Genomic DNA, 19,425 nt, shown 5'->3' on the forward strand with positions numbered 1-19,425 from the left:
ACCGCCTGGGATCCGAAACAATGAGCCGGCCGCGCACCGCCGAGATCGGGTGGCGAGACAATGGCAAGGTCACGTCGGCCGCACCGCCGGCCCGGCAGACGATCCTTTGAAAGCATTGGCCACTATACGATCCCCCACGCCCTGTAGCGCCCGCGCCCCGTCACCTCGCGGATGCCGAGTTCGGCGACGAGGGCCGAGCGCGGCGCGCTGGCTGATTTTCCGCTCGGCCGCGATCAATGCCGCCGACACAACCGGGCGCGCCAGCACCAGCTCGATCAGCGCCGGCAGGCTTGAGCTTGATGGCGTTGGTGTGATCGGGGATCGGCACAGTCAGCTTCATCAAGGCGGCGATCGAGCCCATGAGCCCTTCGCTCTGGCGCAACCGCATCCCGAAGGCACAGCCCAGCATCAGCGCGGTCTCGATCGCAACATCCGAGTACCGCGCCTGGCCGCCCGGCGTGCTTCGCCGGGGCGCCTGCCACTGAGCCAACGCTTCTGGCGTGATCCACAGTGTCAGACCGCCGCGACTGCGCAGACCCGCTTCGTATTCCGGCCAGTTTGTTACTCTGTGCTTCATCTTCACAATGTGGTGGCGGCGGGCGGCGTTGTGTTTGTGCGGCATGGCTCAGATTCGCGATGGATGGCCCCACCTTTCTATCAACCCCACCTTTCACAAAGATATCCGTGCACCAACGCTACTTCTAATGACAAATCAGCATGTTGCATCAAGTCTGGTTGGAGTTTCGAGGAAGAACGGTATCTCACAAGCCTCGCTACCCGCCCCGGTCACTCTCTGGATGGAGCAGGCGGACGGGTCCACTTTCCTCTCCGGCCGGCCGGCGGGGCCGATTTGCCCGGCCGGCCGCTTGGCCATCACTCGAGCATGACGCGAATTCCGATGCCATGGAAATCACTGTTCTCGTTCTCCGGATTGGGCTGAATCGTCTTAACCAGGCGCCGTTCCGCGATGTCGATGACAGAGAAGCCGGGCGTGGTGCCAACCGCGACATGCGGCGCCGTAACCGGCTTGGGTCCGCGCAGGGTGATAAAGGCCAAGCGCGAGTCGGGCGAGATGGCGAGGATGTCCGGCGTGTCCCCGAAGCCGCCTTCCAGATGCTCAATGATCTGGAAGGTTGACGGGTCGATGATGATGAGGTCGTTGGAGACCCGGTTGACCATCCAAACCTCGCGGCCGTCCGGCGTCGCCCAGACACCGTGCGCGTCATGTCCCCGGCTTGTATCCTCGTGGACAACGGTCTGAGTGGCGATATCGATGACGTACCAGTGGCCGGCCTCGGCGCCCCCGCCATTAACGAAGAGGTGCTTGCCGTCGACGGTCAACGCGGTGCCGCAGTTCACGCGCAACTCGTCGGGCGGGAAGAGCTTGACCAGATTGAAGCTTTCGGTGTCGAGAATGACCAGCCCCCCATTATCGAGCGCGGGGCCAAGCGTGACGAAAGCGTAGCGGCCGTCGGGCGAATATTGATGGCAAACTGCGGCGACGTCGTTGAATTCGCTTTCACGCTCGTGGAACAGGGGGTCGTCGGCAATAACCAGCTCGCGCCCGAGGGTGAAGGTGCCGTCGGCGCCTATGACAATCTCAACCAGCTTGCCGTCGCGCGGTACGTCGCCCGCGCCGATCACGGCCGTGATCGTCGCGCTGTCATCCGGCTTGACCGCCGCCATATGCGTGCCGGGCCCGGTCGGAAACCTGGCGACGATCTCACGGTCGGCTGTACGGATCACGGTGACGTCGCCGGAGCCGGTGCTGGCGATGAAGGCATAGGTATGATCGGTCGTAAAATCGATCATGTGGGGCACGCGCACGCCTTGAGCTCCAAGGTCGAGTCGGTCAACCTCTTCAAGCTCGGAGCTGTAGATGTGGAGCATCTGCGTGCCTTGATCGAGCGCCCAAATCTCGTATTTGGCAGCCTCCTGCGCACTCCCTGTTTGGGGAGCCAGGGCAAGCCCGGCGATCAGGCCGACGGCCAGAGCGGCGGATGTTCCGATGGAACGAGAACGCCGCTCCACCTTTTTGTTTTCGCAATGCCTTGTGCCAAAAAACGACACCCACTTCTTGGCGTGATGCTCCAGTCGGGCCAGCCGGAAAGACAGCCTGCCGGGGTTCGGTCTTCCATTAGGTTCCATATTCTCCTCCCTCGATTTCGGTGCCATGCCTCCCTTCACTTTCGCCTGCTCAGGCGGAGGGTTGCAGCACGATTGGCAGTCAAGGCTTCCGTGCCCTCCAGTCTGTCGGCGTCGCGACCTTGTGCCTGGCGGCAGCAGACGCCAATCGATCACCCCCGAGGGTCTCATCGAAGTTGCGGCCAGTGCTTGTCGGATATGAGATCATCGGCTTGATCTTCTTGTCTGGCCCGATCACCTAGGCGTTGCAGACTCTTTGGCTTTCGGCAGGTATGCACGCCTACGAGGCACCGCATGTGCTGACGTGCAGCATACCATGGAGTGAGGCCTAGCGAAAAATCCTCACCCAGCCCGAAACCATCATATCAATCGGAAAGCGGAAATGGATGAGTGTCGGTCAATCGTCATGACCGCCGGTCCTTCACTCCTCTTCCCGCGTTTCAGGCCGTGCGGGTTCGTGCCGGGCCGTCGGTCAGAATGCGCGCCGCCCACATACCAAGGATCATGGCGGGCACGAAAACGAGTGTGCCGGATGCGCCGAGCCCGAGCGCTGTCAGTGCTGGACCGGGGCAGAAGCCGCCCAACCCCCAGCCGATGCCGAAGGTCGCGGATCCGGCCAGCAGCCGCCTGTCGATGTCGTCGTGCATCGGGAGATGGAATTGTTCGCCAGCGATCGGTTGGCCGCGGCGGAAGACCAGGCGGTAGCCGACGAAGGTGACGATGACGGCCCCGCCCATAACGAAGGCGAGTGAGGGGTCCCAGGTGCCAAAGAGGTCAAGGAAATTCAGAACCTTCGCCGGGTCGGACATGCCCGAAAAGAGGAGACCGATGCCGAAGAGGAGTCCGAAGCCGAGATTGACGAGAAAGGACATAGGATCAGCCTCAGATGACGTGGCGGATAATGAAGACGCTGGCGATTGCGCTCGCCATGAAACTCGCGGTCGCCACCAGCGAGCGCATGGAAAGGCGCGAAAGCCCACAGACGCCATGGCCGCTGGTGCAGCCCTTGCCGTAGACGGAGCCGAAGCCAACGAGCAAGCCGGACACGATCATCAGCGGCAGGTTCGACGAAACCGTCTGGCTGATCTGTGCTCCGGTAAAGGTCACTATCGCAAATGGGGCGGCGGCCAGTCCGGTAACGAAACCGAAGCGGGAAAGGAGGGCATCGTCGCGGTAGGGCGGCAGCAGGCGGCTGGCGATGCCGCTGATGCCGGCTGTGCGACCCTCCCAAAGCATCAGGAGAACGGCCGACAAACCGATCAGAACACCGCCAATGAGCGATGCGATGGGCGTGAAGTCCGTCATTTGATGTGACCCGTCGGATTCAGGATGGTTGGGTTGCGGCCAATTCGTAGAATAAGCGGTGAATCAAAGCAACGAACATCGCGACACGACCATCGGCAAGGCGGTAGAAGACCGATTTCGATTCCTTGTGTGAAACCACACCGAAGCCTGGTCCACGCCATTCTGTCCCTATGATGTTGGTATAGCAGCTATAATTGCCTTCGCAAGAAGGGCACGATCAACGCCGGTGGCAACCCCAAAACTGCTCAAGATTAAGCTTTCTGCCTTGGCGTTGTCACCGGGGTTTCCTCGGCGATGCGCCTGGTCGCATCGCTGAAAGCCGGTCTTGTTACGTGGTCGGCGATGCTGAGGAAACTTGCCGCCTATGAGCGCCAGAACCGGGTGGACATCGCCTTGGCGTTGCTTAGCGTACTTTCGACGCCATGCCTCTACAAAGGATAGGCAAGCGGTCGCCGGACGGGGCAGCAATTTCTATTGTCGACACTGATACCGGATACGAATTCGTTCAACTAACACGGACGTTTCATGAGCTGTCGAAATATGCCCTTGAAAACGATGACGCGGACCTTAGCCAGGCATTTCACGTTGGCGAACGGTTAACCTGGACAGATCTGACGAAGCAGTATCGTCTCGTCATCTTGTCGGAGGCGGGGTCAGGCAAAACAGCCGAAATTCGAAACATCGCGCGGGATCTCCGCGCCGAGGGAAAGGCGGCGTTCTTCCTTCGACTGGGGAACATCCCGAATGTTTTGAAGACGCTTTCGAGGTCGGAAGTTTAGACGCGTTCGAGATGTGGCTAGCCTCAGGCGATAAGGGCTGGCTTCTACTGGACTCTGTCGACGAAGCCCGTCTTCGGAACCCAGGTGACTTTGAACTCGCGATTCGAAAGCTGGGCCGACGGATTATCACCGTCCTTGATCGTACCCCACATTGTCATTACCGGTCGAACCACGGCGTGGAGACCGAAGACAGACTTGTCGTTATGTGTTCTGCATCTCCCGTTCACTCCGACCACGACCACAGCGACGGACGATGACCAAACTGACGTCGATGAGCCGACTGAAAACGTTAAGACGGTTCACACCGAGGATCGGGCAAAGGACAAGGAAAATCCATCTTCAAGATAGTCGCTCTCGACGATCTCGCTTCCGGTCAGATCGAGGCATTTGCGGGCGCCAGAGGCATCACGGACACCAAGTCATTTCTTGAAGCGGTTGAACGAGCCGATGCCAAGATCAGCTTCTTCCAGCAATTCAAGCCGTTCGATCGACGCAATTGTCGTCGAACTCCGCAGCCCCTCTGTGCACACGCATTCGAGCTTCTATATCCATTGATCCTTGCTCGACCCCAACTTCTTTCAGGACTCGTCAGCATCCTTGCAGATGGTCGGCTATTGCCAGATGTTGATGGTCGCAAGGATGCGCATCAGATGGTCGGAGACCAGTTCTTCGGCGCGCTTGCCGCTGCGGTCGGCGATGGCGTCAACGATGGCGCGCAGGTCCTTGTGGGTCTGCTGCCGGACCGCGTCGGGCGCCGGTTTATCGGTGTCGTGACCATCGAACAGCACGGCGCGGCGATCGTCCAGGATCGAGCTCATGATCTGCTCCAGGAACTTGTTCTTGGTGCTGGCGAATATCCGCCGGTGCAGGGCGTAGATGCTCTCCTTGAAATCTTCCCAGGTCGGGGCGGCGAGCACTTCGTCGAGAACGCGGCGCATCTCGACGATCTCGCCATCCTGCACGCGGCTAACCACCAGATGCATCATCGCAGGCTCGAACAGCAGCCGACCCTCGATGATCTCGGCGAAGGAGGGCACCGCCTCATGACTTGCCGCGTTGGTCTGGTCCATCCGGCTGAAGACGTCATGCGCGTCGTCGGTCAGGAACGTGCCACTGCCGACGCGCCGTCGCACCAGCCCCTGGCGCTCCATCGTGGATAGAGCGCTGCGCACCGCCGTGCGCGAGGTCTTGAGCTGCTGCGCCAACTCGCGCTCGTTGGGCAGTCTGGCCCCCGGCACCATCAACCCGTCTCTGATGCTGCGCAACAGCGAGCGGTAAACCAGCGACGGGGTGGCGCGCTCATTGGTGGAAATGGCGGTCAGTTGCGGCAGGGAGGCAGTCGCGGTCATCGATCACGGTCTCCGAAAGAGGTCGGCTATGAGCAGAATCGTGTGGTCATTGTCAACCATTCGGAGCCAATGTGGGCGCTTGACGGCAAACTTCCACCGGCTGGCCGCTGCGCGCCGACTCCGCCAGCGCGTCGAGCACGGGAATCGCGTCGAACGCCTCCTGACAGGATTGAAGGTAGGGCGCGCCGGAGAGCGTCGCCGTGACGAAGTGGTCGATCTCGTCGGCGAGGTCGCCGGCGATCCGGCCGTTGATCTCGGGCCACAGATGCGTGTCGCCTCCGCTCGTGCCGTCGTCGTCGACGGTGTAAAAACCCTGGTCGGCGACATTGAGATAGGTGGCCGACCGTGTGCCGACCACTTCCAGGGCGGCGCGGAAGCCGTTCATCAGCCCGTCCGGCCAGGCCCAGGAGTAGTCGATCGCGCCGATGGCGCCGTTCTCGAAATTGACAACCGCGTAGAGCGCGTCCTCGTTGCCGTTGCCCAGCACGTCGCGCTTCTGCGCATAGACCCTGGCGATGCGCGACCGCGCGATCCATTGCAGCGCATCGACGTCGTGCACGCCCATGTAGAAGAGGATGGAGCTCGAAGCGCCGAGCCTTCGCGCCGTCGAACGGATGCCGCTGCGCTTGGCCCGCAGGTGGATCGGCGCGCCGAGCCTTTCGGGAGCGGCCGCGTGATAGACCTGCACGTAACGCGGATCGAAACGCAGGATGTGGCCGACCATCAACCGCGTGCCATTGGCCTCGACGGCATCGACAATGCGCCGCGCTGTCGCGGCGTCATGGGCAAGCGGCTTCTCCAGGAGGATGGCCTTTCCCGCCTCCGCCGCGGCGATTGCGGCCGCTTCGTGCAGCCGGTCCGGCAGGCAGATGCTCACGGCTTCCAGCTCCGGCAGCGCCAGCAGGGCGGAAAAATCGTCAAACCCCGGCACGCCGGCAATGGCCGCTGTCTCAGCCAGACGCGCCGCATCCTTGTCGCAGACGCCGACCAGTTCGGCGGCCGGATGCACGGCAAGGACGCGCGCATGCCTTGCGCCGAAGAAGCCCAGGCCGATGACGCCGACCTTGAGCGTCCGTCTCATGGCTTGCCCTCGGGAATTGGCCAGCCGCGAAAGTCCTCAATGAAGGTTTTGAGCTCGGCTTCGACCTCGAGGAAGAACCGCGCGCCGGCTTCGGGCGTCGCCAGCGACGGGTCGCCCAGCGTGCCGGTCGGCGAGAGGTCGGCGAAGTCGAGATAGGTGCGGATGGGCGAGCCGCCCAGCAGGTCCGTGGTCAGATATTTCGAGCCCGCATGAGGATAGTGCGTTACCGCGCGCTTGGCCCTGACCAGATGCGGATGGGTATGCTGCACCATCGCGGTCTCGAATTCGCAGGCATGGCCCATGCCGCCGGGTTCGGACGTGCGCAGCTTCGCGATCGCCTCGCGCGCCAGGGTGAAATAGGTCAGCGCCGCGATCCGCGCCGCCCCGTAATGCCTGTGGCCCAGGGTCGAGGCGAGCACGTCGATCACCCCGCCATTGCCGCCATGGCCGTTGACGATGAGGACGCGCCGGAAGCCGTGTTTGACCACCGAGGCGACGATGTCCTCGACCACGGCCATCAGCGTTTCTGCCCTCAGCGTGACAGTGCCCGCGAACCGCATGTGGTGGGCGGAAAACCCGTACCAGGGCGGCGGCAGCACCACGACATCCCCGCTCCGGCCGGCTGCCGCGATCGAGACGGAATGCGCCAGCAGAGTATCCGTGCCCACCGGCATATGGTTGCCGTGCTGCTCGACCGACCCGAGCGGCAGGACCAGCACCGTCCGCTCGCGGTCCAGCGCATCGATTTCGGGCGAGGTGAGTTCTTCCCAGCGCATCATCCCACCGTGAAGGTCGCGGTCTTGAGGTCGCACATCGCGGTCAGCGCGTGCCGGCCGCCGACGCGGCCCATGCCGCTGTCCTTGCCCGAGACGCCGCCGAACGGGATGTGCAGCTCCCAGTAATTGGAGGTGTCGTTGATGTTGACCATGCCGGTCGGCATCGCCTCGACATAGCGGAAGGCGCGGTCGATGTCCTGCGTGAACACGCTGGAGACGAGGCCATAGCGGTTGTCGCGCGCGACCTCGAACGCTTCCTCGTCGCTGTCGATGGCGAGCAGCGGCGCCACCGGTCCAAACGTTTCCTCGGTGTTGATCAGCGCCTCACGGGCGACCCTCGTCAGCACCGTCGGCTCGAAATAGAGCGGGCTCGGCATGTCGTCCGGTCGCTTGCCGCCGACGATCGCCCGGGCGCCGCGGCCGAGCGCGTCCTGGACATGCTCGGCGACCTTGGCGGCGACGGCGGCGTTGTTGAGCGGACCCATCGTGACTCCGTCCTCGCGGGGATCGCCCAGCACCACGGCGCGCGCCGCCGCCGCCATGCGTTCGGCGAAGTCGGCGTAGACCTTGCGATGCACGAGGATGCGCTCCGACGACGAACAGACCTGTCCGGCATTGACGAAGCAGCCCGAGGCGGTGGCGGCCGCGGCGCGATCGAGGTCGGCGTCCTCCAGGATCACCACCGGGCCGTTGCCGCCCAGCTCCATCAGTTGCGGCTTGCCGGCCGCGCGCAGACTGATCTGTTTGCCGGTCGCGGCGCTGCCGGTGAAGCCGACCGCGTTGGTGCCGGGATTGGAGACGATCTCGTCGCCCACCACCGCGCCGGCGCCGGTCACCAGGTTGAGTATGCCTGGCGGCAGATCCGCTTCCTCGACGGCGCGCGCCAGGGCGGCGGCCACCAGCGCGGTGGTCGGGGCCGGGGTCCAGACCACCGCATTGCCGGCGGCCAAGCCCGGCGCGATGTATTCAACCGGGATGTTGACCGGAAAATTCCACGGCGTCACCACGGCATAGACGCCGCGCGGCCGATAGAAGGTCATCACCCGCTTGCCGGGGTCCTCGGTCGGAATGGTGTTGCCTTCGAGATATTTGACGAGATCGGCCGCGAGATGGAAGCCGTCCGCCGATTTGCCGACCTCGAAGAAGGCTTCCGCATAGGGCTTGCCCTGTTCCAGAGTCAGCAACGCCGCGAGATCCGCGCGCCGCGCCGCGATCGCTTCGCCGATCCGGCGCATCGCCTTGGCGCGATCCCATATCGACGCCTTGCCCCAGGCCGGCTGCGCGGCCCGCGCGGCAGAAACCGCCTCGGCCGCCGCCTGCCGCGAACTCCAGCTCATGAGCCCGATCCGGCTTCCGTCGATGGGCGAATGGACCGGCCTGATCTCGCTTCGCGGATCGCCCTGCCAGCGTCCGCCGATGAAATTGGTTTCACCGTTATGAGCCATCGTCGATCCGCATCACAATTAGGTTGCAATTGATCACAAGTGGTTCTTATAGTTCGACCAGCGGGCGTGCTGTCAATCCTTAATGTGTGCACGCGCGGTCGGGGAGGCACGCCAGCGAGCCCCTCATACGCAGAGAGGATGGACCGAAAATGCAACTCAGGAAACTCTTGGCCGTCGCCGCGCTGATTTCCGGCGCGGCGGTCGTGCACCCAGCCTCGTCCCAAGACCTTACGCTCGAGTTCGTGGTCTGGAACTACTCGCTCGAGACGGTCCAGGACAATGTCAAGCAATTCGAAGCCGCCAATCCGGGCATCAAGGTCAATGTTACCGACTACGCCTGGCCGGACTATCAGGACAGTCTGATCCTGCGCATCCGCGGCAACACGCCAACCGACATTGTCTATGGTGGTCAGGATTGGTTGCCTGCCTGGGGCGCCGCCGGCTTCATCGCGCCGCTGGATTCGGTCGCGCCAGACGGCGCGGTCGCCGAACTGAGCGGCGACATCGCCGGCTTTGCGCTGACCGACGTCACCTATGACGGCAAGGTCTACGGCCTGCCCTATTATTCGGACACGATTTCCTTCATCTACAACAAGAAGATACTGGAAGACGCCGGGATCGCAGTGCCGACGACCTGGGAGGAAGTGACGGCGGCGGCCGAACAGCTCAAGGCCGGCGGCATGGATAGGCCGATTATCTACGAATACAATCAGGAACTGCCGAACTTTTATGACGCTTTCGTCGCCCAGGCCTACGGGCGCGGCGCGGAGCTGTTCGACGCCGATCTCAATCCGCTGTTCGCCGATCCGGAAAACGGCGCCTTCAAGCAGCTCGAATGGATCGCGGACGCCTACGCCAAGGAGTTGGTGCAGTCGGACAATCACGAATCGACCATCATCACGGCGATGAACACCGGCAACCATGCCTTCACCATCGTCTACACCTACGTTCTGGCGGCGCTGAACGACGCCGCGACCCAGCCGCTGGCCGGCCAGTTCGCCCTGGCGCCGATGCCGGGCGACACCCATGCGACGCTGGGCTTTGCCAAATCCTATGTCGTCACCGCCGCCGCGGCCGCCGATCCGGCCCGCGCCGAGGCGGCGTGGAAGTTCGTCGACTTCATGGCCGGCAAGCCCTATGCGGTCGCCAAGCGATGGGCGGTGGAAAAGGGCCTCGGCTTCGGCCAGTTGCCGCTGTTCGAGGATCAGGAAGTGATCGAGGCCTGGGGCAAGTGGGCCGACGTCAACGCGTTGGGCGAACAGGCTTCCATCGCCAAGGCCGGCACCTACACCGAATTCTCGTCGGTGTGGTCGGCCTATTTCAGGCCTCTGCTCGCCCAGGCCATGGTGGGCGATGCCAGCGTCGACCAGGTCATGAAGGACGGCGCCCAGCGCTGGACCGAACTCAAGGAGCAGTTCGCCAACAGATAGCCGTCCCACCGGCGCCGGCGGGCGGCGCCTTGTCGCCGTCCGCCATTCTCCACGCAGGCGAGTGCCCGATCCATGTGGACCATCAACCGCTTTCCGGCCATATGGCTGATCCCGGCGCTGCTGCCCGTCGTGCTGATGACGCTCTACCCGGTCGGCTACGCGCTGTGGACCAGCCTGCACGAGGTGATGATCCTGTTCCCAGGCGAACCGTTCGTCGGCCTTGAGAACTACCGGCGCGTCGTCGCCAGCAACTATTTTCAGGATGCGCTGCGGAACTCGCTTGTCTTCACCGCCCTTGCCGCTCCGTCCGTCGTCGTCATCGGCACGCTGATCGCGCTGTTCCTGCAGCACGGATTCTTCGGCTCGCAGGTCGTTCGCTCCGTCGTGCTGCTGCCCTGGGTGCTGCCCGGCGCCATATCGGCCGTCCTCTGGGTCTGGGTCTTCCATCCCAGCTTCGGCATGCTCAACGGCGTCCTGCGCAGCCTCGGGCTGATCGACGCACCGATCCACTGGCTGACCAATCCGGACACCGCGCTGACGGTCGTCGCCATCGCCCATGTCTGGACGCAGATTCCCTTCGCCGTGGTGCTGATGATGGCCGCGCTCTCGACCATCAACTCCGAAACGCTGGAGGCCGCTTCCATCGATTGCCCCAACCCGTTCAAGCGCTTCCGCTATGTCATCGTCCCCGAAATCAAGTCAATGATCGTGGTGCTGCTCGTCTACAACGCCCTCACCGCCTTCACCAGCTACGACCTGGTCTATGCCATGACCGGGGGAGGGCCGGGCACGGCCACGACGCTGCTGAGCTTCCAGATCTGGCGCGAGAGTTTCTCGATGTACGATTTCGGCGCCGGCTCGGCGGTGGCCTTCATCGTCGTCGTGATCTCGGCCGTCCTGATCGTCGCCATCACCCGCGCGCTTCCCTCCGACCTGTTCGCGAGCGAGTAGGCCAGGATGCGCCGCCGTCTTCACCCCGCCGCCAGCTTCGTCTTCGCCGCTCTCATCCTGCTGTTCACCGGCGGCCCGGTGCTGCTGTCGCTCTATGGCAGCCTGGTGCCGGACCGAATCCTGTTCAGTCGGGACCGGTCAATCCTCACGGAGGGGCCGAATTTTGAGACCTATCGCTACATCTTCACTGGCCAGTTGCCGGATTCCTATCAGCAGGAAAGTGCCAACCGGGCGATGATCTCCGACGCCGCGCGGCAGGTGCCGCAGAGCCTGGTCAATTCCTCGCTCAACGCGCTCGCGGCCATGGCGCTCAACCTCATCCTGGGCGCGCCGGCCGCTTTCGTTTTCGCCCGCTACATCTTTCCGGGCAAGAAGCTCAGCTTCATGTATCTGATCCTCTCGCCGCTGGTGCCGGCGGTGGCGCTGGTGACGCCGATCTACATGATGCTGCAATGGTTCGGGCTCCTCGGCACCCAGCTCGGTATCATATTGGTCCATACCGCCAAGGCGCTGCCGTTCACGGTGCTGATCCTGTCGGTGTTCTTCCGCAAGATCCCGGCCGAGATCTTCGAGGCGGCCGTGCTTGACCATTGCAGCCGGTTCCAGACCTTTTTTCGGATAGCACTGCCCCTGGCACTGCCCTCGGTCGGCGCCACTGGGCTCTTCGCCTTCATGATCTCCTACTCGGAATACATGTTCGCCATGGTGCTTTCCGGCAATGCCCAGACGCGGCCGGTTTCGGTGGTGATGGCGGCGCTGGCGCGCAACACCGACGTCAGCTGGAGCCTGCTCAACGCCGGCATCTTCATCGCCATCGTGCCTACCCTGGTGCTGGTCGTGCTCGTCTGGCGCTTCGTCGTCGAGGGGCTGCTGGGCGGCGCGGTCAAGGGATAAAAAGATGAGCGACATCATCGACGACGAGTTCCTGCATCCGCTGAAGACCCGCCCCGGCGGCGCGCGCCAGCACGTGACCGCCGGCCCTTATTCCCCCGTTCTGGAAGTCGATGCGCGCCACCTCGTGGTCATTTCCGGCCAGGTCGCCGTCGATCTCGAGGGCCATGTTATCGGCGCGGACATCGAGGAGCAGACGCGGGCGACGCTGCGCAACTGCGCCGGCCATCTGGCGAGCGCCGCCTGCACGCTGAGCGATGTGTTCAAGGTCAACATCTATCTCGCCGATCTGACGCATTGGAGCCGCTTCAACGCCGTCTACGAGGAACTGATGCCCGAACCGCTCCCGGTGCGCACGGCGGTGCAGGCCGTGCTGCTGCCGAACTATCTGGTGGAGATCGAAATGTGGGCGGCCAAGGTGAAGGATTAGCACGTGGCTTCGGTGGACCTCGAAAACATCGTCAAGAACTTCGGCAAGGTCGAGGCCGTGCGCGACGTCTCGCTGTCCATCCCCGACAAGGAGTTCGTCGTCTTCGTCGGTCCGTCCGGCTGCGGCAAATCCACCCTCCTGCGCATGATCGCCGGGCTCGAAGGCATTACTTCCGGCGAAATCCGGATCGGCGGCAGGCCGATGAGCACGGTGGCGGCCGCCGACCGCGGCATCGCCATGGTGTTCCAGTCCTACGCGCTCTATCCGCATATGAACGTCGCCGAGAATATGGGCTTCGCGCTCAAGATGCTTGGCGTCGGCAAGGCCGAGGTCGACGGCAAGGTCAGGGCCGCGGCGGCGACGCTGCAGCTCACCGATCTGCTCGACCGCAAGCCGCGCCAGCTGTCCGGCGGCCAGCGCCAGCGCGTCGCCATCGGCCGCGCCATCGTCCGGCAGCCAGACGTGTTCCTGTTCGACGAGCCGCTGAGCAACCTCGACGCGGACCTGCGCGCGCAGATGCGCGTCGAGATCGCGCGGCTGCATGCCGACCTGGCGACGACCATGATCTACGTCACGCACGATCAGGTCGAGGCGATGACGCTGGCCGACCGCATCGTCATCCTCAACGATGGCCGCATCGAGCAGGAGGGTTCCCCGCTCGATCTTTACGAGCGCCCGGCCAACCGTTTCGTCGCCGGCTTCCTCGGCCAGCCGAAGATGAATTTTCAGCCCGCCATCGCGCATGAATCTGGCGGGGAGTTGGATCTGCGGCTGGGGAAGGACGGGCCGGTGATCGTCTCACACCCGTCTGTGTCAGGCCTTGCCGGCGGCGACAGCGTCGAGCTCGGCATCCGTCCCGACGCCATAGAACTGGTCGAGACAGGAGGATTGCCGGCCAGCGTGGTGCTGGTCGAACGCCTCGGCGGCAGCAGCCTTCTTCATGCGCGCGTCGAGGGCTGGCGCGATCTGGTGACCGTCGAACTGCCGGGTACGTATCACGCGACGGCCGGGTCGCCGCTCCGCCTCGGCATCGCGCCCAACCATGTCCATCTCTTCGACCGCAACGGCCGGACGATACGATAGACGGGAGAACGGGAGGCGCCCCAGGCCATGCACGCGACAAGGAACGATATAAAGGGACGGCGCGCGGCGCGCGCCCTGTGCCGATCCGCCCAGCGTGACAGATCCGTCGGTCGCGCTGAGCATCGTGGCGGCTGTTGGCGATATCGAACGGTTCTCATCGCCGGCGCGTCAGCTACTTCGGACTCAACCCTCGGGTCCGGCAGTCCGGCGACAAGCCGGCCTACCATGGCCGCATCACCAAACAAGGCCGAGACCACGCGCGATCGATGCTGGTCGAGGCGGCTTGGGTCATCTTCGGCCTTTGCCTGGGCCTGGACGCTGTTGATGTTCGGGGATTTCGGATTCGCCATCATCACCATGGCTCATGGGAGACCCGTTTTGAATCGGGCATGGCCGACCCTTTGCCGAAACACACTCGGCGCAATGGCCATACTGCTTGCGCCCCTCTTGGTTGGCGTGCCCGCTCTTGCCGACGGCCCGTGCCGGAGCGATCGCATCGATGGCGCCCGCTACACCGTCTGCAGCTTCGACCTGGCCGAGTCCGACCTGCGCCTGTTCTGGCGCGGTGCAAGCGGCCAGCCCTACCGGTCTTTCTCGGCGCTCGCCGAGGCGGTGGAGGAGGACGGCGGCGTTCTCACCTTTGCAATGAATGCCGGCATGTTCCGGACCGACTTCACGCCCCTTGGACTATATATAGAGGATGGGCGGGAACTTAGATCCGCCAATACGGCGGATGCCCCTGCGGGCGTCCGCCCGGTCCCGAACTTCTACAAGAAGCCGAACGGCGTCTTCTACATCCGACGCGACGATGCTGGCGTGCTGACGACCGAACGGTTCGTGGACGTCCGGCCGGAGACCGACTACGCAACCCAATCCGGCCCCATGCTGGTGATCGACGGCGCGTTCCACCCCGCCTTCATTGAGGGCTCCCGCGATCGCACCCGCCGCACTGGCGTCGGCGTCTCCGGATCCGGCATGGTCCATTTCGCGATCAGCGAAGGCCAGATCAACTTCCACGATTTTGCGCGTTTCTTCCGTGATCGGCTCGGCTGCCGCAATGCCCTCTTCCTCGACGGTGGCCGGGGAACGGGACTTTATTCGCCCAAACTCAGCCGCAACGACGTGTCCTGGCATGGCGGCTTCGGACCAATCGTCGGTGCTGTGGAGTGACGCCAAGCCTGTGCGTTATGACGACAAGTTGCTCGATTTGTCAGGAACCAGCTGGCAGTACACGCGAGTGACCGCGAAACCTTGGCCTCTGCATCGCGTTGGAGTGGATGGTCAGCGGGAAGCTTCCCATCCAGATAAGCGTCCGTCACGTCGGCGCTATCGGTAGAATTGATAAGCAGAGGTAAATCGTCGGTCGTGAACAATACGCGGTCTTCAGGCAGCGATTGATCTGGGGCGGATAGCGAGGACGGCAACGATAAGCCACAAAAGCTGCCTGAACCAGTTGAGCAGGAGGGAGAAGTTGTAGCCGGCGGCGGCCAGGATGGCGTTGACGGCGTCACCCTGCTCGCCGGCGAGGTAGTTGCGGCCCATGCGGTGCTCGGCCTTGATGTGGCCGATGACGGGCTCGATCGCCGAGCGCCTTCGCATCTGGCGCTTGATGGGCGGTGTGACGCGGCGCTTCTGGCCGGCGGTGAAGACCCTGAACTTGTGGCTCTGCGGTGCATTGTGGCCGCGATATCCGGCGTCGGCGAGGATGCGGCCGATCTCGTTGCCGATGGTCTTTTCCATGTCGGGGATGATCGCTGCGAGCGTGTGACCGTCATAAGGATTGCCCGGCAGCGCTTTGGCGTGCAGGGCGAACTGGCCGCCTTTCGAGCGCTCAAGCGTCGTGGCGAGCGAGACTTTGACGCCGAACTCGTAAGGCGCATGCGCCTTGCCCTTGCCGATGCACTCGACCTCGTGAGCGTGCAGGCTGTAGATCTTGCGGCCGCGCTGGCGCTGCCTCTGCTCCAGAACCGCCGATGCCTGGTAGAGCGGCCATTTGAAGATCGCGTCCAGCTCCGCATCGCCGGCGATCTGGCGGGAGATGTCGCGAACAGTCCGGCCGAGATAGGTCTTCAGCTTGCGCAGCGCCTTGTTGGCCCGCTTGAACTGCTCGGCGTGCGCATAACGCTGGTGCTTGATCAGCGCCAGCTTGCCGACCCGCACATAGGTCTGGCGCAAATCCAGGCCCACCTGTTTGGCCAGCCGCACCAGCCGCTCGCGCGCCCGGTGGATGAGTTTGGCGTCGGTCGGGAACATCACGTTCTTCGGCTGCGCGGTCGTGTCCACGATCACCCGACGCATGTCGGCCGGCTTCATCGCTCCGGTCTTGACCGCAACCGCGAGGCTTTCCTGCAGCAGAGCCGTGATCCGTTCCTCGCCCATGCGCTGGCGCCAGCGCGTCATCGACGAGCGGTCGAAGGGCAAGTCGTGACGGAAGAACTCCTCGCCGCACAGGTACTGGAAGTAAGGGTTCTCCACCCAGCGGGCGCACAGCTCCTCGTCCGACAGGTCGAAGGTGTGCTTGAGGATCGCCAGGCCCGCCATCAGCCGGGTCGGCAGCGGTGGCATGCCCGGTCCGCCCGAATAGACCGCGCCGAAGCGCTCCTCCAGCACAGGCCAGTCAATCGCCTGCGCCAGCCGTACCAGCGTGCTTCATGTTGATGATCTGATCGAGCCGGGAGCGGAACAGATCCTGCTCTCCCGTCTCGCGCATCTCGCGTGGCCTGGACATTGCCGTCCCCCTCGATTCGCCGCCGCCGAACCGAGTGAATCACGCCTCAGCGCACAGGGGAATCGTAAAACCGAATTGCAAGAAAACACCGCTCAAACACCGCAAATCCTGCAATTCCAAAGCCACGATCCTCTCCAATCAGCAAGCCGGATCAATGGCTTGCGGATAGTTCACGGGAGACTAAATCGCCGGGCGGCGGGAAGGCGCGCAAGCTCCAAGTCCCCACCTCTTGCAGACGGAACGCCTGCATCCGACGCTCTCCGGTTTCCGTTGCAGCCAAAATGGAACTGCTGGCCAAACCTCACATATGGCCGTTGGTCGGCGTCCAGCCAAACCCGCAAATCAGCACGAGCAGCAGAAGCCCGAGGGCGATACGGTAGATGACGAACGGCGTGTGTTCATTCAGGACAGACATTTTAACCCTCCTTCCCGCTCGTGATATTCAGGATGCCGGCTTCTTCAAGCTGTTCGCGAATTTCGAGGAGTCGCATGGCCTTGCCGCCCGCCGCATTGCTTGGCCAGCCTCCATCCCGAAGCCGATGAAGCGCTTCGATGGACTTCGCATCGAGAAACATGCCGTTGATCGGCTCGGCGTTGAAAAGCGCGTCGAATGATTTACGGCTGATTAGGTGCGGGTCGACCCTTCTCTTGCGGTTGAAATGCAGAATTTCATAGGCCGCAAAATCGGCAAGTTGGAGGGCCGGAGCATCCTCTGAAGAGTCTTGGCTCGCTACTAGGTTTATCCATCGCATGATGTCCTGTGGGCTTCCGTCAGAACGGGCATATTCCTGCGCCTTTGCGAATTTCGAATGGGCCTTCGCCATTCGGTCAAACACTGCCTCGACCTTCTGGTGAGAAAACTGATTCGAAATCCGCAGGGCAATAAGATAGATGCAAAGCGGCTCCGGCTGGATCGTTAGTCCGTGCTTTTCGTTGAAAGCATCCAGCACCGCCAGATCAACGCAAGCGCCGGTGCCGTAAAGGCCGGCGTCCTTGGCCACATTTGAGAGATCGCTAAGAAACTTGGAGCGGCGCAACTCGTCACCTTTCCAATCCTCAAAGGGAGGATGGGAGTGCGCAAACTTACGCATGTGGAGATAGGGAGCACCATTCTCCTTCAGGGCGGCAATCCAGCGGGGCTTGAACCCACGCCATGCCTCGACGGTCCCAACATAGCCGCCAAACGACATGACTGTGCGCTGGTTACGGTCGGAGTCCCAACTGTCATCAAAGTAGCCGACGAACGCAGCCATCAATCTCACGCCCGACAATGGAGCAGGCTCGGCAGGCGATCGAATAGCGACTGACGTTCATCTGCCCATCCCCCACCTTGCCATCCGGGTACGGGAAGGACAATATTAGGAGGATTTTCCCATAGAGCTTTGGGGTGTGGATAAATTTCGGACAGAACCGCAGTTTTCTGCGACTTAGAGCCCAAAGATATTCACGTCAGGAATTGCCGTGGCATTTAGTCAGAGTCGACAAAAAAGCCCGTTGCGGGAGGAGGTGCAGCGGGCTCCGGCATCGCTTCTGGGAGGAGGATGGCCAACATCCGAAACGTACAACCAGCCCAATGAATCGGCAACTAATGAAATTGCATATCAGATGCGCAGATTATCGCACCGCGCTTTACGCTTTCTTCCGCCCGCGGCCTTTTGGCTTCTCGCCTGGCTTGCGGCCCAAGCCCATTTTCTTGGCCAACTACGAACGGGCCGTGGCATAGCTGGGCGCGACCATCGGATAGTCCGCCGGGAGATTCCATTTCGCCCGGTATTCGTCAGGCGTCATGCCGTGTTGGCTCGACAGGTGCCGTTTCAGCGACTTGAATTTCTTTCCGTCCTCGAGGCAGATGATGTAATCGGGCGTCAGCGACTTCCTAACCGGAACCGATGTTTTTAGCCGCCTTGCTTCTACTTCGGTGGTGCGCTGCATAAGCCTGCCAACCGCTGCTGCAACATTAGCAATCAGGTCCGGCAACGCTGCTGGAGGCACGGAATTGTTTGACACGTAGGCCGACACAATATCGGCAAGTATTTCGACATCCAGTTGTGCCGCGATCTCGACCATTGCGCTCTCCCGCACCCTATCTCACCAAGGACGCCCTTGAAGCGGCGGCGGGCTCAAAAAAACAGATGTTGCGGTCGCTGTCGTGGCCGAAGGACGGTTCCCGATGAAGGCGATCTGCGAGACGCTGGCTGTCGCACGCTCCAACGTCGCCGAGCGGTCGAAGGGGCGCACACCGGCTCGAATAGGCCGCCCTCCGGAGCCCGATGGCGAACTGGTCGCCGGGATCGAGAGCATCATCAAGTCGCTGCCGACCTATGGCTATCGCCGCGTCCATGCCGTGCTGCGCAGGAAAGCCCGCGCCACGGGAACGCCGACGCCCAACCACAAGCGCGTCTACCGCGTCATGAAACTCCATGGCCTGCTTCTCGCCCGCCACGCCGGAGGCCATGAAGAGCGCCGCCATGATGGCCGCATCGCCGTCGACCGATCAAACCTGCGCTGGTGCTCCGACGGCTTCGAGATCGGTTGCGACAATGGTGAGAAAGTCCGCGTCGCCTTCGCGCTCGACTGTTGCGACCACGAGGCGATCGCCCATGTCGCCACCACCGAGGGCATCAAGGGTGAGGACGTGCGCGATCTCATCATCACCGCCGTCGAAAGCCGCTTCGGTCAGGTTAACCGCCTATCCGAAACGATCGAGTGGCTGAGCGACAACGGCTCATGCTTCATCGCCCACGAAACCAGGACCATGACCCGCGACATCGACCTGGAGCCGAGGACGACGCCAGTCCAGAGCCCGCAGTCGAACGGAATGGCCGAGGCCTTCGTCAAGACGATGAAGCGCGACTACGTTCGCGTCTCGCCGCTGCCAAACGCCAGGACCGTCATGGAAAGCCTGCCTTTGTGGATCGAACACTACAACAGCCTTCATCCGCACAAGGCCCTCGGCTATCGTTCATCCCGCGATTTTATCGCGGATCAGACCCAACCCCTGATCGTGTCCGATCATTCGGGGGCAACAACAA

At 62.8% G+C, this 19,425-nt stretch carries 14 protein-coding genes and 7 pseudogenes; 9 read left to right on the plus strand and 12 right to left on the minus strand.

Going from position 1 to position 19,425, the window contains the following annotated elements; genetic code table 11:
• Positions 1-122: 122 nt before the first annotated feature.
• The 5 genes and pseudogenes from G6N73_RS30190 to G6N73_RS30210 form a co-directional block, all read right to left on the minus strand.
• Positions 123-300, minus strand: a pseudogene (locus G6N73_RS30190) (helix-turn-helix domain-containing protein); the annotation flags it as partial.
• 7 nt (positions 301-307) lie between these two features.
• A pseudogene (locus tag G6N73_RS30195) lies at positions 308-622 on the minus strand (transposase); the annotation flags it as partial.
• 251 nt (positions 623-873) lie between these two features.
• The gene (locus G6N73_RS30200; RefSeq protein ID WP_165033645.1) at positions 874-2,148 is read right to left on the minus strand and encodes a YncE family protein; all 1,275 of its coding nucleotides are present in this window, start codon (positions 2,146-2,148) and stop codon (positions 874-876) included.
• Between the two features lie 437 nt (positions 2,149-2,585).
• Positions 2,586-3,017, minus strand: coding sequence for a YeeE/YedE family protein (locus G6N73_RS30205; RefSeq protein ID WP_165033646.1), 432 nt, complete (start codon positions 3,015-3,017; stop codon positions 2,586-2,588).
• 10 nt (positions 3,018-3,027) lie between these two features.
• Positions 3,028-3,450, minus strand: a complete 423-nt coding sequence (locus tag G6N73_RS30210) for a YeeE/YedE family protein (protein ID WP_165033647.1) — start codon at positions 3,448-3,450, stop codon at positions 3,028-3,030.
• A 285-nt stretch (positions 3,451-3,735) separates the two neighbouring features.
• Here G6N73_RS30210 and G6N73_RS30215 point away from each other — a divergent pair.
• A pseudogene (locus G6N73_RS30215) lies at positions 3,736-3,846 on the plus strand (Tn3 family transposase); the annotation flags it as partial.
• Positions 3,847-4,840: 994 nt separating this feature from the next.
• On the opposite strand, the gene G6N73_RS30220 reads toward G6N73_RS30215, so the two are convergent.
• From G6N73_RS30220 to G6N73_RS30235, 4 genes are read right to left on the minus strand one after another with little or no spacing between them, the layout of a single operon-like run.
• The gene (locus G6N73_RS30220; protein ID WP_165033649.1) at positions 4,841-5,578 is read right to left on the minus strand and encodes a FadR/GntR family transcriptional regulator; all 738 of its coding nucleotides are present in this window, start codon (positions 5,576-5,578) and stop codon (positions 4,841-4,843) included.
• Between the two features lie 52 nt (positions 5,579-5,630).
• A complete protein-coding gene (locus G6N73_RS30225; RefSeq protein WP_165033650.1) occupies positions 5,631-6,659 on the minus strand; it encodes a Gfo/Idh/MocA family protein in 1,029 nt (342 codons plus the stop codon).
• Positions 6,656-7,435 (minus strand): creatininase family protein, encoded by a 780-nt coding sequence (locus G6N73_RS30230; protein ID WP_165033651.1) that lies wholly within the window; start codon positions 7,433-7,435, stop codon positions 6,656-6,658. Before G6N73_RS30230 ends, G6N73_RS30225 begins: the two co-directional genes overlap by 4 nt.
• Complete coding sequence (locus G6N73_RS30235) at positions 7,435-8,880, minus strand: aldehyde dehydrogenase family protein (protein ID WP_165033652.1); 1,446 nt, start codon at positions 8,878-8,880, stop codon at positions 7,435-7,437. The genes G6N73_RS30230 and G6N73_RS30235 overlap by 1 nt, the downstream gene beginning before the upstream one ends.
• 149 nt (positions 8,881-9,029) lie before the next feature.
• Between G6N73_RS30235 and G6N73_RS30240 the strand changes: the two genes are divergently transcribed.
• The 7 genes and pseudogenes from G6N73_RS30240 (at position 9,030) to G6N73_RS30270 (ending at position 14,835) form a co-directional block, all read left to right on the plus strand.
• On the plus strand, positions 9,030-10,310 hold the full coding sequence (locus G6N73_RS30240) for an ABC transporter substrate-binding protein (RefSeq protein WP_165033653.1): 1,281 nt from the start codon (positions 9,030-9,032) through the stop codon (positions 10,308-10,310).
• Positions 10,311-10,382: 72 nt separating this feature from the next.
• Entirely contained in the window at positions 10,383-11,261 is an 879-nt protein-coding gene (locus G6N73_RS30245; protein ID WP_165033654.1) for a carbohydrate ABC transporter permease, read from the plus strand.
• 6 nt (positions 11,262-11,267) lie between these two features.
• Positions 11,268-12,155, plus strand: coding sequence for a carbohydrate ABC transporter permease (locus G6N73_RS30250; RefSeq protein ID WP_165033655.1), 888 nt, complete (start codon positions 11,268-11,270; stop codon positions 12,153-12,155).
• Between the two features lie 4 nt (positions 12,156-12,159).
• Entirely contained in the window at positions 12,160-12,582 is a 423-nt protein-coding gene (locus G6N73_RS30255; RefSeq protein ID WP_165033656.1) for a RidA family protein, read from the plus strand.
• A 3-nt stretch (positions 12,583-12,585) separates the two neighbouring features.
• Positions 12,586-13,665, plus strand: a complete 1,080-nt coding sequence (locus tag G6N73_RS30260) for a sn-glycerol-3-phosphate ABC transporter ATP-binding protein UgpC (RefSeq protein WP_165033657.1) — start codon at positions 12,586-12,588, stop codon at positions 13,663-13,665.
• A 100-nt stretch (positions 13,666-13,765) separates the two neighbouring features.
• A pseudogene (locus tag G6N73_RS30265) lies at positions 13,766-13,952 on the plus strand (transposase); the annotation flags it as partial.
• A gap of 136 nt (positions 13,953-14,088) precedes the next feature.
• A complete protein-coding gene (locus G6N73_RS30270; protein ID WP_246252692.1) occupies positions 14,089-14,835 on the plus strand; it encodes a phosphodiester glycosidase family protein in 747 nt (248 codons plus the stop codon).
• Positions 14,836-15,048: 213 nt separating this feature from the next.
• Here the strand turns inward: G6N73_RS30270 and G6N73_RS30275 are convergent.
• The 3 genes and pseudogenes from G6N73_RS30275 to G6N73_RS30285 form a co-directional block, all read right to left on the minus strand.
• Positions 15,049-16,393 (minus strand): annotated as a pseudogene (locus G6N73_RS30275) (IS5 family transposase).
• Positions 16,394-16,809: 416 nt separating this feature from the next.
• Positions 16,810-17,646, minus strand: a complete 837-nt coding sequence (locus G6N73_RS30280) for a DUF3800 domain-containing protein (protein ID WP_165033658.1) — start codon at positions 17,644-17,646, stop codon at positions 16,810-16,812.
• 376 nt (positions 17,647-18,022) lie between these two features.
• Positions 18,023-18,460, minus strand: a pseudogene (locus G6N73_RS30285) (Ros/MucR family transcriptional regulator).
• Between the two features lie 46 nt (positions 18,461-18,506).
• Between G6N73_RS30285 and G6N73_RS30290 the strand changes: the two are divergent.
• Positions 18,507-19,425: pseudogene (locus G6N73_RS30290) on the plus strand (IS3 family transposase); the annotation flags it as partial.

The sequence above is a fragment of the Allomesorhizobium camelthorni genome (genome assembly GCF_011045125.1).
Lineage (GTDB): Bacteria > Pseudomonadota > Alphaproteobacteria > Rhizobiales > Rhizobiaceae > Allomesorhizobium > Allomesorhizobium camelthorni.

Coding starts and splice junctions, on each gene's coding strand:
- G6N73_RS30200 (WP_165033645.1), bottom strand. CDS start 2,148: ATGGAACCTAATGGAAGACCGAACCCCGGCAGGCTGTCTTTCCGGCTG.
- G6N73_RS30225 (WP_165033650.1), bottom strand. CDS start 6,659: ATGAGACGGACGCTCAAGGTCGGCGTCATCGGCCTGGGCTTCTTCGGC.
- G6N73_RS30255 (WP_165033656.1), top strand. CDS start 12,160: ATGAGCGACATCATCGACGACGAGTTCCTGCATCCGCTGAAGACCCGC.
- G6N73_RS30245 (WP_165033654.1), top strand. CDS start 10,383: ATGTGGACCATCAACCGCTTTCCGGCCATATGGCTGATCCCGGCGCTG.
- G6N73_RS30240 (WP_165033653.1), top strand. CDS start 9,030: ATGCAACTCAGGAAACTCTTGGCCGTCGCCGCGCTGATTTCCGGCGCG.
- G6N73_RS30230 (WP_165033651.1), bottom strand. CDS start 7,435: ATGCGCTGGGAAGAACTCACCTCGCCCGAAATCGATGCGCTGGACCGC.
- G6N73_RS30235 (WP_165033652.1), bottom strand. CDS start 8,880: ATGGCTCATAACGGTGAAACCAATTTCATCGGCGGACGCTGGCAGGGC.
- G6N73_RS30210 (WP_165033647.1), bottom strand. CDS start 3,450: ATGACGGACTTCACGCCCATCGCATCGCTCATTGGCGGTGTTCTGATC.
- G6N73_RS30220 (WP_165033649.1), bottom strand. CDS start 5,578: ATGACCGCGACTGCCTCCCTGCCGCAACTGACCGCCATTTCCACCAAT.
- G6N73_RS30270 (WP_246252692.1), top strand. CDS start 14,089: ATGGCCATACTGCTTGCGCCCCTCTTGGTTGGCGTGCCCGCTCTTGCC.
- G6N73_RS30250 (WP_165033655.1), top strand. CDS start 11,268: ATGCGCCGCCGTCTTCACCCCGCCGCCAGCTTCGTCTTCGCCGCTCTC.
- G6N73_RS30205 (WP_165033646.1), bottom strand. CDS start 3,017: ATGTCCTTTCTCGTCAATCTCGGCTTCGGACTCCTCTTCGGCATCGGT.
- G6N73_RS30280 (WP_165033658.1), bottom strand. CDS start 17,646: ATGGCTGCGTTCGTCGGCTACTTTGATGACAGTTGGGACTCCGACCGT.